12 protein-coding genes are annotated in these 15940 nt (G+C 37.0%); 5 read left to right on the forward strand and 7 right to left on the reverse strand.

All coding sequences use genetic code 11. The annotated features are described in order from the left end of the window. Positions 1-522 precede the first annotated feature (522 nt). From AC3WSK_RS25570 to dnaA, 7 genes are all read right to left on the reverse strand, one after another. Positions 523-1605 carry an HD-GYP domain-containing protein gene (locus AC3WSK_RS25570; protein WP_079563346.1) on the reverse strand — a complete coding sequence of 361 codons (1083 nt, stop codon included), beginning with the start codon at positions 1603-1605 and terminating at the stop codon, positions 523-525. A gap of 343 nt (positions 1606-1948) precedes the next feature. Then, entirely contained in the window at positions 1949-4432 is a 2484-nt protein-coding gene (gene gyrA / locus AC3WSK_RS25575) for a DNA gyrase subunit A (RefSeq protein WP_427484990.1), read from the reverse strand. 25 nt (positions 4433-4457) lie between these two features. Next, positions 4458-6392 carry a DNA topoisomerase (ATP-hydrolyzing) subunit B gene (gene gyrB, locus AC3WSK_RS25580; protein ID WP_079563348.1) on the reverse strand — a complete coding sequence of 645 codons (1935 nt, stop codon included), beginning with the start codon at positions 6390-6392 and terminating at the stop codon, positions 4458-4460. A 92-nt stretch (positions 6393-6484) separates the two neighbouring features. Next, positions 6485-7600 (reverse strand): DNA replication/repair protein RecF, encoded by a 1116-nt coding sequence (recF, locus tag AC3WSK_RS25585; protein ID WP_079563349.1) that lies wholly within the window; start codon positions 7598-7600, stop codon positions 6485-6487. Between the two features lie 3 nt (positions 7601-7603). Next, complete coding sequence (yaaA, locus tag AC3WSK_RS25590) at positions 7604-7828, reverse strand: S4 domain-containing protein YaaA (protein ID WP_427484991.1); 225 nt, start codon at positions 7826-7828, stop codon at positions 7604-7606. Between the two features lie 166 nt (positions 7829-7994). Then, positions 7995-9131 carry a DNA polymerase III subunit beta gene (dnaN, locus tag AC3WSK_RS25595; protein ID WP_079563351.1) on the reverse strand — a complete coding sequence of 379 codons (1137 nt, stop codon included), beginning with the start codon at positions 9129-9131 and terminating at the stop codon, positions 7995-7997. Between the two features lie 169 nt (positions 9132-9300). Continuing rightward, positions 9301-10650 carry a chromosomal replication initiator protein DnaA gene (gene dnaA / locus AC3WSK_RS25600; protein WP_079563352.1) on the reverse strand — a complete coding sequence of 450 codons (1350 nt, stop codon included), beginning with the start codon at positions 10648-10650 and terminating at the stop codon, positions 9301-9303. A gap of 557 nt (positions 10651-11207) precedes the next feature. Between dnaA and rpmH the strand changes: the two genes are divergently transcribed. The 5 genes from rpmH (at position 11208) to mnmE (ending at position 15931) form a co-directional block, all read left to right on the forward strand. Beyond that, positions 11208-11342, forward strand: coding sequence for a 50S ribosomal protein L34 (gene rpmH / locus AC3WSK_RS25605; protein ID WP_004233310.1), 135 nt, complete (start codon positions 11208-11210; stop codon positions 11340-11342). A 101-nt stretch (positions 11343-11443) separates the two neighbouring features. Continuing rightward, complete coding sequence (gene rnpA / locus AC3WSK_RS25610; protein WP_079563353.1) at positions 11444-11788, forward strand: ribonuclease P protein component; 345 nt, start codon at positions 11444-11446, stop codon at positions 11786-11788. A gap of 289 nt (positions 11789-12077) precedes the next feature. Further along, a complete protein-coding gene (yidC, locus tag AC3WSK_RS25615) occupies positions 12078-12848 on the forward strand; it encodes a membrane protein insertase YidC (protein ID WP_079563354.1) in 771 nt (256 codons plus the stop codon). Continuing rightward, positions 12845-13654, forward strand: a complete 810-nt coding sequence (gene jag, locus AC3WSK_RS25620) for an RNA-binding cell elongation regulator Jag/EloR (RefSeq protein ID WP_492414932.1) — start codon at positions 12845-12847, stop codon at positions 13652-13654. The genes yidC and jag overlap by 4 nt, the downstream gene beginning before the upstream one ends. Before the next feature lie 891 nt (positions 13655-14545). After that, complete coding sequence (gene mnmE / locus AC3WSK_RS25625; RefSeq protein ID WP_492414933.1) at positions 14546-15931, forward strand: tRNA uridine-5-carboxymethylaminomethyl(34) synthesis GTPase MnmE; 1386 nt, start codon at positions 14546-14548, stop codon at positions 15929-15931. Positions 15932-15940: the final 9 nt, after the last annotated feature.

Here is a 15940-nt window from a genome sequence, read left to right on the forward strand (position 1 = left end):
TTAGCTCAAATTGTTTTGCTGGCATCATGTTTGATGTCCAAAATTTTGTTTCGTTCACCAACTCAAGGTTAGCTACTAAAAACTTTATTGATTACGTTTTGCTTGTTCAGTTTTCAAGGTTCATTAATCTTTTTTTAGTGTCACCTCTTGGCGACTCACTAATAATATCAAGAATCTAAAACTATGTCAACACTTTCTCAAAATTAATTAATAGTTTTTTAAAATCTATTATTCGTCTACACCACTATGCTCAAAAAGATTAGTCCGAAGGTGGGAAACTTCAGTAACTGACGTTTCACTTGCGTTACATAAAACACTTGCTGAAAGAAGTTAACTAATTTCAAAAAGTTCATTTCTCTGTGTGACTTGGTTTTTATGAGATTCATCTTCTCGTACTTAGCTCGCTTCATTTAAACCTTTAAGTCTTTGTTGATACTTTTGTTTTATCACCTATATAATTTATCGAGCGAATTAAAAATAAAAAAAGGCGAACTCCAATATTAATGGGTTGCCTTTCAACTATTATAAATTTGTTATAATACGTGAAATATAGAAGGTACGATTTTTACCTAAATCAAATATCTCCCCTGATTGGCTTAATTTAATAAGTGGTCGAGTTGGTGCAAATTTATTTACAAACATCACTTCGCCTTGTTCCAGATTAGATAGTTCAACGATTGTCCCTATAGGAAGGTCAGCAACAATATCTATCAGTGCACGTACTACTTTAATATCAAACTTCCCAAATTCAGATTCATTAATCATCTCTATGACTTTAAAAGAAGATTGCTTTGTTCTATATACTCGCTCACATGTCATTGCATGGAATACATCTGCAACAGCGATAATTTGAGCGAAAGTAGAAATATTAGCGATTTTTTCTCCTTTCGGATAACCACTACCATTTAAACGCTCGTGGTGCTGGAAAATAGCCTCTTTCATTGTATCCTTTAAGATTGTTACATCTTTGACCATGCTGTAGCTATAAATCGGATGTTTATAAATTTCATTAAACTCCTGCTCTGTTAAGGTTGTTTTTTTATCGCGGATACGTGGATGAACTTTTGCCATTCCACAATCAGCTAATAACCCTCCAATTGCAACTTGAATTGTAATTCCTTTGTCATAGCTTAATTTTTGTGCAATCACCGAAGAAATCAATGCTGTTGCTACACAATGGTGGTACAAATAGTCTTTTGGATTTGAATACTCATTTAAATCAAAAATTATTGTACGATCTTCTAAAACCATTTCTAATAGTGGCAAAATAATTTTGCGTGCTTTCGCAATATCTACCTTTGCACCAGCTTCCCAATTTTTAAATTCCTTTTTAAATTGTTCAACTGAATTGTCATAAATCTTTCTGAAAGTCGGTATAGGTTCTGTTGGAACAACTAAACCTGTTTCTTTTACTTCTGATTGAGTTTCTACACCTTCTTTATAAACAGGGACTCTTGAAATATTAAAAGCAAAAAAAACTTGAAAATGCTCGTGGGAAATTATTGTGTTTTTAAAAATTATTGGATGTTGTGTATTAGCAAAAATATCTTCAGAAATTACTTTACCAATGCGTAACTCCGAAATTGGGACATGTATAGTTTCCACGCAATTAACTCCTCTTCACTATTTCGCTTGCATAAATTTAAGGATCAATTATGCCTCGGCATAATTGCGTCCGGAATCGGCTTTGTGCTTACACAAAGAACTCCTTACCTATTCTGTGACATCCGCCGGAGGCTTTGGGCCAACGTGATGTTGGTCACTCAGTCGTTACCACAGGACGTGGCGTTCTTAGACTGAATTCCTCTGTTCAGTGGGTGTTTGGACACCCACTGAACGGAGTTAAACTTATTTTATCATGGAATTCAAAATAATTACTTATTTTTCATGATTTATGCTGAAAAAACCGATGAACGGCAAACATTAGCTGTCGTCATCGGTCTTTTTATTACTCTTCTACTTGGGTATTTTCTTCGTTCGATTCTTCTTCAATCAATTCTTCTTCTTCTTTTTCAACCTTCGCTACAGTTGCAACAAGCTCGTCATCGCCTAAACGAATTAAACGAACACCCTGTGTACTACGGCCAATTAATGAGATATCATTCACATCCATACGGATTAGCATGCCGTTAATTGTGATCAGCATTAAATCTTCTGAACCATCAACCGTTTTTACAGCTACCATTGGACCGTTTTTATCAGTGATTTGAATTGTTTTTAATCCAACACCACCACGGCTTTGTAAACGATATTCCTCTTCAGATGTACGTTTACCGTAACCTTTTGCTGTAACAACTAAAATTTCCTGTTCCGGTTCAACGATTTCCATACCAACTACTTCGTCACCATCACGTAGTTTAATACCTCGTACACCACCTGCAGTACGGCCCATTGAACGAATATCATCCTCTTGGAAACGTACAAGCATTCCATCACGCGTACCAATAATCACTTGTTTCTTGCCATCTGTTAAACGAACAGAAATAAGATCATCATCTTCTCGCAAACTTATAGCTATTAAGCCGTTTGTTCGGATATTAGCAAATTGAGATACTGGTGTACGCTTTGTAATACCTGTTTTAGTAGTGAAGATAAAGTATGCATCCTCATCGAATGAACCTACACGGATCATTGCGGTTACTTTTTCACCTTTTTCAATATTGAGTAAGTTAACAATCGGTAATCCCTTCGCTGTACGACCATATTCCGGAATCTCATAACCTTTTGCTCTAAACACTTTCCCTTTTGAAGTGAAGAATAAAATTGTATCGTGTGTAGAAGTATTCATAAGATGCTCTACAAAATCATCTTCATTTGTGCCCATACCTTGTACACCGCGACCGCCACGTTTTTGACTACGATATGTATTCGCAGCTAAACGTTTGATATAACCATTGTGCGTTAAAGTTACGACTGAATTTTCGACTGGAATTAAATCCTCGTCCTCAATCATTTCTAAACCGCCAGAAGTAATTTCAGTGCGACGTGTATCATTAAAGCGATCTTTTACTTCTAATATTTCAGTGCGAATAATATCAACAATTTTAGCCTCATCCGCTAAAATTGCTTTTAATTCAGCAATTAATAGTTGAAGTTCTTGATATTCTGCTTCAATCTTTTCACGCTCTAATCCACTTAAACGAACTAAACGCATATCTAAAATAGCTTGCGCTTGGCGTTCAGATAAATTGAATCGCTCCATTAATTGAGGTTTCGCTTCATCACCACTGCGTGAACCACGAATAATAGCAATAATTTCATCAATATGATCAAGAGCAATACGTAAGCCCTCTAAAATATGTGCACGATCTTCCGCTTTCCTTAAGTCAAATTCCGTACGACGACGAATAATAACCTTTTGGTGCTCTAAATAATGATGCAACATTTCTTTTAAGCCCATTACTTTAGGCTGACCATTTACTAATGACAGCATATTAATACCGAAGCTCGATTGCATAGCTGTTTGTTTATATAAATTATTTAAAACGACATTGGCATTTGCATCTTTACGAATTTCAATGACTACTCGCATACCACGTCGGTCAGATTCATCACGTAAATTTGTAATACCATCAATTTTTTTATCGCGTACAAGCTCTGCTATTTTTTCAATAAGCTTAGCTTTATTCACTTGGTATGGTAATTCATGAATAAGAATTGTTTCTTTACCATTTGATTTTTGTTCAATCTCTACCTTTGCGCGAATAATGATGGAGCCACGACCAGTATCATAGGCACGGCGAATACCACTACGACCTAAAATTAATCCACCAGTTGGGAAATCAGGTCCTGGAATGATTTCCATCAATTCTTCTGTTGTGATAGCTGGATTTTCTGAAAGTGCTATCACTGCATCTATCGTTTCCCCAAGTTGATGTGGCGGAATATTTGTCGCCATACCAACCGCAATTCCTGCCGCTCCATTTACTAATAAGTTTGGATAGCGACTTGGAAGGACGATAGGTTCCTTTTCTGAACCATCATAGTTATCTGTATAGTCAATTGTGTCTTTATTGATATCACGAAGCATTTCCATTGCAATACGAGACATACGTGATTCTGTATAACGCATTGCTGCCGCTCCGTCGCCATCGACAGATCCAAAGTTACCATGACCATCGACTAACATGTAACGATAGCTGAAATCTTGCGCCATACGTACCATTGCATCATAAATAGATGAGTCACCATGTGGGTGGTATTTACCCATTACGTCCCCAACAATACGTGCTGATTTTTTGTACGCTTTATCTGCTGTATTCCCTAGTTCCTGCATGCCATATAAAATACGGCGATGTACAGGCTTTAATCCATCTCGTACGTCTGGTAATGCACGAGAAACGATTACACTCATCGCATAATCGAGGAAGGATGTTTCAATTTCTTTTGTTATATTAACTCCTTTAACACCGGAGCGTTCTTGTTCTGACAAAGTGTAGACCTCCTCTCAAGAAAAATTAAATATCTAAATTAGCGTATACTGCATTCTCTTCGATAAATTGACGACGTGGTTCAACTTCATCGCCCATTAAACGCTCAAATGCTTGGTTTGCTTTAATTGCATCATCTAATTCTACTTGTAACAATGTGCGGTGCTCAGGATCCATTGTAGTTTCCCAAAGCTGCTCTGCATTCATTTCTCCAAGACCTTTGTATCGTTGTACATTTGGTTTTGGCATTTTCGGTAACCGTTCTAAAATTGCTTGAAGAGTAACATCATCATAGCAATACTCAACATGTTTACCTTGCTTAACTTGATAAAGAGGTGGCTGTGCAATATAAATATAACCTGCCTCTAGGAGAGGTCGAAGGAAACGGAAGAAGAATGTTAAAAGTAATGTGCGGATGTGCGCACCATCAACATCGGCATCTGTCATAATAACGATTTTATGATAACGAGCCTTTTCTAAAGTAAACTCTTCACCAATACCTGTGCCAAATGCTGTAATCATTGCACGGATCTCTGCATTCGATAAAATTTTATCTAAACGTGCTTTTTCAACGTTAAGGATTTTACCACGTAACGGTAAGATTGCTTGGAAGTGTCGGTCACGTCCAGATTTCGCAGATCCTCCGGCAGAGTCACCCTCAACGATATAAATTTCGCATTCAGATGGGTTTGTAGATGAACAGTCAGCTAATTTACCTGGCAAACTTGATACTTCAAGTGCATTTTTACGACGTGTAAATTCACGTGCTTTTTTAGCAGCAACACGTGCACGAGCAGCCATTAGACCTTTTTCTACAACCTTACGAGCAACAGTTGGATTTTCTAACATAAATCGTTCAAAACCATCTGAGAACAAGGAGTTAGTAATTTGGCTAACTTCAGAGTTACCAAGCTTTGTTTTTGTTTGTCCTTCAAATTGTGGATCCGGATGCTTTACAGAAACAATAGCCGTTAAACCTTCTCGAACATCTTCACCAGTGAGATTTGCGTCTGACTCTTTTAAAAGTCCATTTTTTCGTGCGTAATCATTAATAACACGTGTTAGAGCAGTTTTAAAACCAGATTCATGTGTACCGCCTTCATACGTATTAATGTTATTAGCAAATGAGAAAATATTAGAAGAGAATCCAGCGTTATATTGCATAGCAATTTCAACTGAAATACCATCCTTTTCTCCAAGAACATCTATCGGATCATGGATTGGCTCTTTAGATTGATTCAAATGCTCTACATAAGAACGAATACCACCTTCATAATGATACGTAGTAGAACGTTCTTCACCTTCGCGTTCATCAGCAATTGTAATCCTAATACCACGATTTAAATAAGCTAATTCACGAATACGATGTGCTAAAATATCATATTCATAAACAGTCGTTTCTTTAAAGATTTCAGGGTCTGCTTTAAAACGTGTAGTTGTTCCGTTACGATCTGAATCACCGATAACCTTTAACTCTTGAACAGTTCTTCCACGTTCAAATTTAATTTCATGAATATGACCCTCACGATGAACTTGAACGATTGTCTCGACAGATAGAGCATTTACAACAGATGCCCCTACTCCATGAAGACCGCCTGAAACTTTGTATCCTCCACCGCCAAACTTACCGCCAGCATGGAGCACTGTCATAATAACTTCAACAGCAGGCTTACCCATTTTCTCTTGAATACTTACCGGAATACCACGACCATTGTCCTCTACACGAATCCAATTGTCTTGTTCTATCGTTACTTTTATATCTGTACAGAATCCTGCAAGTGCCTCATCAATACTGTTATCAACAATTTCCCATACTAAATGGTGAAGCCCTTTAGAGCTTGTTGAACCAATATACATCCCTGGTCTTTTACGTACAGCTTCTAATCCTTCTAATACCTGTATCTGATCGGCTTCATAAGCTTGATTTTGTAAACCTTCGTTCTCTATAGCCACGGCTTTCATCTACTCCTTCATAACATCATTGTGTGTAAATGAATGAACAGTCAACCGAGCTGACTATTACCATTCTTTTGTAATCTAAAAAACTCCCCGGGCTAACTTTCTTCAATCGCTCCTTGTTTCACGTGAAACAGCTGTGCATGCTCCATCGTCTCATGATGAATTCCATCAACACTTGTAGTCGTAACAAAGGTTTGAACTTCACCTTGAATGGTGTTTAATAAATGCGATTGACGATAATCATCGAGTTCCGACAATACATCATCTAAAAGTAGTATGGGTGTTTCATTTGTTTCTTGTTTAATTAATTCGATTTCAGCAAGTTTTAAGGAAAGAGCGGTTGTACGTTGCTGTCCTTGTGAACCGTATGTCTGAACATCATAGCCATTTACTAAAAACTGCAAATCATCTCGGTGTGGACCAACTAGTGTTACACCTCGATCAAATTCACGGTCCTTAGCTTCAATTAGCTTTTTATGCAAATAGCCTTCAATTTCACTGGAAGTATGTTCTTTTTCAATACCCGCTACTGTGCGGTATTTAATAGCTAACGTTTCTTTCCCTTGTGAAATACCTGCGTGAATTGGCTCTGCCCACTCTTGCAATAAATCCATAAATTGAAATCTTTTTCGAATAATTTGGGTAGCTGCGTGAATATATTGTTCATTATAAACCTCGTACATCACGTCATCTGGCATTTTTTTACCTTGATTCATTTTTAAAAAATGGTTACGTTGCTTTAAAATTTTTTGAAAGGTTAATAAATCATGCAAATAAACAGGCGAAATTTGCCCAATCTCCATATCAATAAAACGTCGTCGTAATTGCGGACTTCCCTTTACGACATTTAAATCTTCGGGTGCAAACATAACGACATTCATTTGGCCAATATAATGACTGAGGCGGCTTTGTTCTATATGATTTATCTTACCTTTTTTTCCTTTTTTCGTAATCGTAAGCTCAATCGGTAAAATACCATGCCTTTTTCGAACGGCCCCTTCTATTTTACCATAGTCTGTATCCCAACGTATTAATTCTTTATCGTTCGTCGTTCGATGAGATTTAGCCATCGCTAATACGTAAATAGATTCCATAACATTTGTTTTCCCTTGTGCATTTTCACCAATGAAAACATTAATTTTTGGAGAGAAGTTTAATGCTAAATCATCATAGTTACGGTAATTTGTAAGTTTTAACTGCTCTATCAGCATAATCTATTGTCCAGTTGTGTCAACGATACGAAATCGACCACACCCAGGAATATTTACAATGTCACCATGACGCAATTTACGACCGCGGCGATCATCTATTTCTCCATTTACATAAACATCATTTTCATGTAAAAACCATTTCGCCATGCCACCAGAGCTAATAGCATCGGTAATTTTTAAAAGTTGCCCTAATGTGACAAACTCTACATCAATTTTAATGTCCTTCATAGTTGAGTTCCCCTCCAAATACAAACTGTCTATCTCTCTATCATACCTAAAATTCCGCCATAAGTAAAAAAAGATAGCCGCAACTAGCGACTATCAGAACGTTTTTCAAAGTATTTAGAGCTTGAAGTTATGGAGTTTAATCTCTCCAACCAAAACTGTTTGAAATTTAATAAGTTCGTACAGGTAAAATTAACTGTAAAATTGCATCGTCATGAACAGAACGCAAAATAAACGGTCTCATTGCTCCTGTGAATTGAATGACTACTTCTTGACCATCTATTGCTTTCAATGCTTCCATCATGTACTTCGCACTGAAAGAAATTTTTAAGTTCTCCCCTTCTAATGACTCAACAGGAATTTCTTCTTGAACCTTCCCGATTTCTGGAGAGTTAGAAGAAACTTCCACAGATTGATTATCAAAAATTTCAAAACGTACAACATTATTACGGTCGCCTCGAGCAACAAGAGATGCACGATCGATTGCTTGTAATAATGATTTACCGTTAATCGTTAGATTTGTTTGATATTCTTCTGGGATTAAACGTGTTGTATCTGGGTAGTTACCTTCAAGTAAACGTGAGAAGAATAATACTTCTCCAGTTTTAAATAACACTTGCTGGCTTGTAATAACGATTTGAACAAGATTTGTTGAATCCTCTAAAACTTTATTTAACTCATTTAAACTTTTACCAGGAATAACAACACTATGTTCAACCTCAGGTAAATTTTCCAGTTGAACTTTACGTCTTGCTAAACGATGGCTATCTGTTGCAACACAGACTAACGCTTCGTTTTTTATCTGCCAGTTTACACCTGTCAACACCGGTCTACTTTCTGAAGTGGCAACAGCAAATACTGTTTCACGGATAATTGACTTTAATAGGTCTGCAGGAATAGTAAATTTTTGATCCTCTGTTAATTCAGGTAATAAAGGATATTCAGTAGCATCTGAGCCAATTAAGTGGAATTCAGATTTACCTGAACGGATATGAGTTTGGAAACTAGCTGTTACTTGAATTTCAACCTCATTTGTTGGTAACTTACGTACAATTTCATTAAACATACGAGCTTGTACAACAATTGATCCTGTTTCTGTAATATGAATTATTTGTTGGCCATCTTCTTCAACTGGAATAAATGTTTGTATAGTAATATCAGCGTCACTACCTGTTAAACGAATACCCTCTGTTGTTACATCGATTTTAATCCCTGTTAAAATTGGAATAGTTGTTTTAGAACTTACGGCTTTCATGACATCATTTAAACCCTCTAATAAACGGTCACGTAAAATATCAAATTTCATTCGTTTTCCCTCACATATTTATATTATTTATTTATATAAAATAAAAAAGATATAGTAATAGGCCCTGTGGATTTGTGGATAAGTGTGTTTAAGTGAATAAAATCAGTCTATCCACATGTAGATAGACTGTGTATAAGTTTGTGTTTAAACATATGGGTTGTCCACAGTATTATTTCCCTAGCATGCTTCGAATTTGTTTAATATCTTGCTGAAGCTGAGCGTCATTTTTCAACATAGAAGATATTTTTTCGTGAGCATGTATAACAGTAGTATGGTCGCGTCCACCAAATTCTTCGCCAATTTTCGGCAGCGAAAAATCTGTTAATTCGCGAGATAAATACATCGCGACTTGACGTGGAAAGGCAATTAATTTTGTACGTTTTTTCGCGGCGAAATCCTCTAAACGAATGTTAAAGTGCTCACCTACTGCATTTTGAATGTCTAGTATAGTGACAGTTCGTGGCTTCGAATTAGGAATAATATCCTTTAGTGCCTCAGCAGCCAAAGTCGCATTAATATCCTTGTTAACAAGTGATGAATAGGCAACGACGCGAATAAGCGCACCTTCAAGCTCCCGAATATTGGAGTCAATCTGGTTCGCAATATAGAGCATGACTTCATTTGGCACTTCTAGACCATCAGCCTTTGCTTTTTTTCGAAGAATGGCAATACGAGTTTCCAAATCAGGAGGCGCAATATCTGTAATTAGTCCCCATTCGAATCGAGAACGCAAACGATCTTCCAATGTCGGAATTTCCTTAGGAGGACGGTCACTGGAAATAACAATTTGTTTCGATTCTTCATGCAATGTATTAAAAGTGTGGAAAAATTCTTCCTGAGTTGATTCTTTTCCTGCTAGAAATTGAATATCATCAATTAGCAGTACATCTACATTGCGATATTTATTGCGGAAATCAAGTGCCTTATTATCTCGAATTGAGTTAATAAATTCATTTGTAAATTTTTCAGATGATAAATAGACTACCTTTGCATTTGGATTATGTTCCAGTACATAATGACCAATCGCATGCATTAAGTGTGTTTTGCCAAGCCCTACTCCCCCATAGATAAAAAATGGGTTATAAGCCTTCGCAGGTGCTTCTGCAACAGCTAGCGAGGCAGCATGTGCAAAGCGGTTACCAGAGCCGATAACGAACGTATCAAAAGTATACTTCGGGTTTAACATACCTGGTGAAATATCATGGTGATCGTCATTTTTTGCTTGGATAATCGGCGCTGGTAAATCGAAATCGTCCGAATCCTGGTTTTTTTGAACAACAAACTTAATAAGCAAGTCTTCGCCTGTAAGCTCCGTTAATATACCTGTAATCAAATGAATATAATGATTCTCAAGCCAGTCTCGAGCAAACGAATTTGGCGCAGCAATCGTCACAGTAGAACCACTACCATTGTAGGAAAGTAGTTTAGTAGACTTAAGCCACGTTTCGAAGCTTGGTTTAGAAATTTTTTGTTCAACTTGAGCCAGGACATTATTCCATAGTTCTTCTAAATGTTCCAAGCTGCTAATCTCCTTTACAGTTCAATACAATTTAAAAAAGCGCATTTATAGAAACGGTAAACACGTTCATTTTACAACTAGTCCACAAACTCACAAGTTGTGGATAAAAGTTAACCAAAGGCTGTGATAAAAATTATCCACAGCATATTAACAGTTGTGGATAAAATAATAAGTAATTTCAGTTTTCAACAAAGTGAAGCACAGATATCGTATCAGAAAAACAAAGCTATTTCAATAGTTTGTGAAACTTATCCACATACCTTTTATTTATGCACGTCCAAGTTGTCCACAAGGTCTGCTTATGTGAAAAAGGTGTAGATAAGTGTTGTGGATAAAAAAATATGCAAAAAATACTATACACAACTCTGTGTAAAAAAAACAAGTATTCTGTGGATAATTTATTTTATTCAGGAGAAGAGGATTTTAGGGAAACATAGATGTGGATTTGCATAAATATATAAATTTATAAAAGTCATTGACAAAATAACTAGTTACTTTATATAATATTCAGGTCTGTATGTTGAAAAATTCAACTCATTCAGGAGGTGTCTATATAAATGAAACGTACTTACCAACCAAAGAAACGTAAGCACAGCAAAGTTCACGGTTTCCGCGCACGTATGAGCACGAAAAACGGTCGCAAAGTTCTTGCTGCTCGTCGTCGTAAAGGAAGAAAAGTATTATCAGCATAAAATAAGTCCACTGAGACACATCAGTGGTCTTTTTTTTCTTTATTTTTGGGAAAACTAGAAATGAGGATCAAAGGATAATTATCGAGTAGCAGGTGAAAGTAATGAAAAAACGCCAACGAGTGAAAAAAAACGATGATTTTCAAAAGGTGTTTAAGAAGGGTAAATCTTTCGCTAATCGTCAGTTTGTCGTATATTTTTTAGAAAAAGAGGGACAAGCAGAGTTTCGTGTAGGATTATCGGTTAGCAAAAAACTTGGGAATGCAGTAACACGCAACCAGATCAAGCGCTATATTCGACAAAGTATTCATGAATTAAAAGATGAAGTGAAGCAGAATATGGACTATGTTATTATCGCCAGACAACCGGCGGCCACTATGGATTTTCATGAAGTAAAACAAAGTTTGCAGCATGTACTACGAATCGCAAAGGTTTTGAAGAAGACGTAATATGGATGGCAACCAAAGTGGTGAAGTAAAAGCGTTTCTGTGTGAAAGTGAAATCACTTAAAATACACATAGGGGTATTTTAAAGTAAGATTTCACTGCGATATGTGAATGATTAGTAACATTACTTAGCAAATATATGTACATTGTTAGAATATTTAGTAGAGTGAAACGTTATGTGCATGATAAAATAACTGATAACTTTATTCAGTAGCAGGAAACTGTAAATGTATAAAGAAGAGAATGCATATAGTTTTAGAAAAAGTGAATAGTATTTGTAGGGGGAAGAAGGTTGAAGAAACAACTTTGGGTAATTTTGTCGCTAGTATCAGTAGTATTACTACTATCTGGTTGTACAGAATTCAATGAACCAATCTCCAAAGAAAGCACAGGCTTCTGGAATGAATTCATTGTTTGGCCATTAGTGTCAGCGATTAAATACTTTGCTGAAATGCTTGGTTCATATGCATGGGGGATTATTGTTGTAACGATTTTTATTCGTTTAGCCATTCTTCCATTAATGATTAAACAAACAAAGAGCTCTAAAAAAATGCAAGAAATTCAGCCAAAACTGAAGGAATTACAAAAGAAGTATGCTTCTAAGGATGCACAGACACAGCAACAGTATCAACAAGAGATGATGAAGCTTATGAGTGAGTCTGGTGTCAATCCACTTGCTGGATGTTTACCTGTACTCATTCAAATGCCAATTTTAATGGGTTTCTACCATGCGATTAGTCGTATGAATGCTACAGCTGCTTTCGATTTAGGGAATTTCTTTATTTTCCCGTTAGCAGAACCTGCACCGGCATTAGCAATTATAGCTGGTTTAATGCAATTTGTTGTTTTACGTACGGGCCCGGCGATGGATAACCCTCAAATGAAAATAATGATGTACATTATGCCATTTATGATTATTGGTTTCGGTATGGCATTACCAGCAGCATTATCACTATACTGGGTAATCGGTAACATTATTTCGATTGCTCAAAACCTGTTTATTTATAAGCCTTGGAAAAAAGATAAAACACAACCTGCTCAAAATGGAGGGGCTAAAAAGTGAAACAACTTACGCAAATAGGCGCAACAACACAAGAAGCGATCTCATTAGCGTTACAGAAACTTGGAAAAACCCGTGAACAAGTAGATGTTGAAGTTTTACAAGAAGGTAAAAAAGGATTTTTAGGTTTTGGGGCACGATCTGCAGAAGTTCGTGTAACAGTAAAGGAAGTACAGGTTCGGCCAACGATTGAGGCGGAAAAAGCTGAACAGCAAAATACGAATCAATTTGTCGAATCAACAGTAATAGATGATGTTGAAACAATAAGTTCACAAGTTTCTGAACAACTAAGTGATATCGAAGCGGTTCAACAAGTCGTAGAGGAACAAAAAGAGGGAGAAGATACCTCGATAAACCCAATTGAAGATGCAAAGTCTTATTTAGTAAACATTGCAGAACAATTGGATATTCATGATCTTGAAATTGAAACGACACGTGAAGGGAAATATGTATTATTTCAGCTGAAAAGCGAGAAAGCTGCACTGCTTATAGGGAAACGTGGTCAAACATTAAATTCCTTGCAGCAATTAACACATCTTGTGTTAAATAAAAGTGCCAAGCAGTTCTTAATGGTGAAATTAGACGTAGAAAACTATCGTGCACGTCGTCAAGAAGCATTGGAGTTACTGGCAGATCGTATGGCGGATAAAGCACTTCGCTTAAATCAGCGTGTAACGTTTGAGCCAATGCAGTCGTACGAAAGAAAAGTTATTCATAATCAATTGGCAAATCGCCTTGATATTGAAACATACTCAGAAGGAACGGAGCCTAATCGTTATTTAGTCATTGAGCCTGTAAAAAACGACTAAGCTTCGTAAAAGCATACAGACAAAGCTAAAGTCATTTTATCGTCCTGATAAAATGACTTTTTTATGTTGTTGAAAAACAAGATGGCATAGGGAATCTTTATGAATGTAGTGGTGCCTCATGGTGAGGGTGATTTCCGTTCCAGGTTACCCGCTTTCCTGTGGGCGAGCGTCAAGCCGCTTCCTCCGCTAAAGGAACGAAGGATAAATGCGTCACGTCCTGTGACAACGCCTTCGTGACCAACATCATGTTGGCCTCAGGGTCTCGCCTGTCTCACATTCCCACGGGAGTCGAGTAGCCTTCCACTCCAATAGAACTTGTATAATTTTTATTCAATTCAAAAGTGAACACTATATCTATTTACCGTAATCGAAAAAAAGACTTATATCAGTGACACAATTTTACGCCAGTTATTGTTGCTTACTTTTCGCTTTCGCACAGATTAACATTGTTGAAGTTTTCGTTTTATCTCTAATAATTATGCGTGACATGCCAGAAGATATATTTCAAGAGAAGTAGTTGATTGGAGTGGAGACTGAGCGACTACTTGGGGATCAGCGTCACAGATGAGACCCTGGAGCGAGCAACGCGAGTGAAGCGGCTCATCGGACGCCCTCAGGAAAGCGCTCAGTCGGAACGGAAATCAACCCCTCGTTTTGCCGAAGAGCATACTTTATTCATTGGCAAAATAGTTTTTTTATGATTTAGAATTAACGCTCTGGCATTTGCAACCTTTGTCGAAATACGTGCTATAATGTAGAACTTTCTGATTATCCACAATTGGAAATTATCCTTACTTTAGATTTTACAGAAAATATGTTAGTCTAAGGTGTTAGTAAGTATTGGTCGGTTTTTATTTATCCACATGTGGATAACGTTAAGGAGGTCATTAAATGGAGTTCGATACAATTGCTGCGATATCCACACCTATGGGTGAAGGCGCTATTGCTATTGTTCGTTTAAGTGGGGACGAAGCAGTCGCAATTGCAGATAAAATATTCAGATCGCCTGGTGGAAAAAGTTTAACAACTAAGGCTTCACATACAATTCATTATGGACATTTGGTCGATCCAAAAACGAATGAGGTTGTAGAGGAAGTAATGCTGTCATTAATGCGCGGACCTAAAACATTCACTCGTGAGGATGTAATAGAAATAAACTGTCACGGTGGACTTGTTTCGGTAAACCGTGTATTAAAGCTAGTATTAACTAATGGAGCAAGACTAGCAGAGCCAGGTGAATTTACAAAACGTGCATTTTTAAATGGACGTATCGATTTATCACAAGCAGAAGCAGTCATGGATTTAATAAGAGCGAAAACTGATAGAGCGATGAATGTAGCGTTAGGACAAATGGATGGCAAATTATCGCGTTTAATTGGTGACTTACGCCAAGCATTACTAGAGACATTAGCGCAAGTTGAGGTTAATATAGATTATCCGGAGTATGATGATGTAGAAGAAATGACAGTACCAGTATTAGTAGAAAAATGTACATGGGTACGAAATGAAATTAGTAAACTTTTGCAAACATCTTCTCAGGGAAAAATATTACGAGAGGGTCTATCAACTGTTATTTTAGGTCGCCCAAACGTTGGGAAATCTTCTCTTTTAAATAGTTTAGTACAGGAGAATAAGGCTATTGTGACAGATATAGCAGGGACAACTCGTGATATTATAGAAGAGTACGTGAATGTACGTGGTGTTCCGCTTCGTTTAGTCGATACAGCTGGTATTCGAGAAACAGAGGATATCGTTGAACGAATTGGTGTTGAACGTTCACGTGAGGCGTTGCGTGGAGCAGATTTAATTTTATTTGTTTTAAACTACGCAGAAGAATTGACTGTCGAGGATGAGCGTCTATTCGAAACGATTAAAGCGATGGATTACATCGTTATCGTTAATAAAACAGATCTACCGCAAAAAATTGATTTAGCACAAGTCAAAGAGCTAGCAGGCAACCGTCGCGTTGTGACAACTTCTCTTTTACAAGAAGAGGGTATCGCAGAACTAGAGGAAGCGATTGCCGCGTTATTCTTTGAAGGGCAAATTGAAGCGGGCGATTTAACATATGTTTCAAATGCAAGACATATTGCATTACTTCATCAAGCACAAGCAACAGTCGAGGATGCATTAGCTGCAGCACAAGCTGGTGTACCTGTTGATATGGTGCAAATAGATGTAACAAGAACATGGGAATTACTTGGTGAAATTATAGGTGACACAGTACAGGAAAGCCTAATTAATCAGTTATTTTCACAGTTCTGCTTAGGAAAATAATTTTATTAA

This window comes from Lysinibacillus sp. EB271-A1-10B, from assembly GCF_058791335.1.

Coding starts and splice junctions, on each gene's coding strand:
- dnaN (WP_079563351.1), bottom strand. CDS start 9,131: ATGAAATTTGATATTTTACGTGACCGTTTATTAGAGGGTTTAAATGAT.
- gyrB (WP_079563348.1), bottom strand. CDS start 6,392: ATGAAAGCCGTGGCTATAGAGAACGAAGGTTTACAAAATCAAGCTTAT.
- rnpA (WP_079563353.1), top strand. CDS start 11,444: ATGAAAAAACGCCAACGAGTGAAAAAAAACGATGATTTTCAAAAGGTG.
- mnmE (WP_492414933.1), top strand. CDS start 14,546: ATGGAGTTCGATACAATTGCTGCGATATCCACACCTATGGGTGAAGGC.
- yaaA (WP_427484991.1), bottom strand. CDS start 7,828: ATGAAGGACATTAAAATTGATGTAGAGTTTGTCACATTAGGGCAACTT.
- rpmH (WP_004233310.1), top strand. CDS start 11,208: ATGAAACGTACTTACCAACCAAAGAAACGTAAGCACAGCAAAGTTCAC.
- recF (WP_079563349.1), bottom strand. CDS start 7,600: ATGCTGATAGAGCAGTTAAAACTTACAAATTACCGTAACTATGATGAT.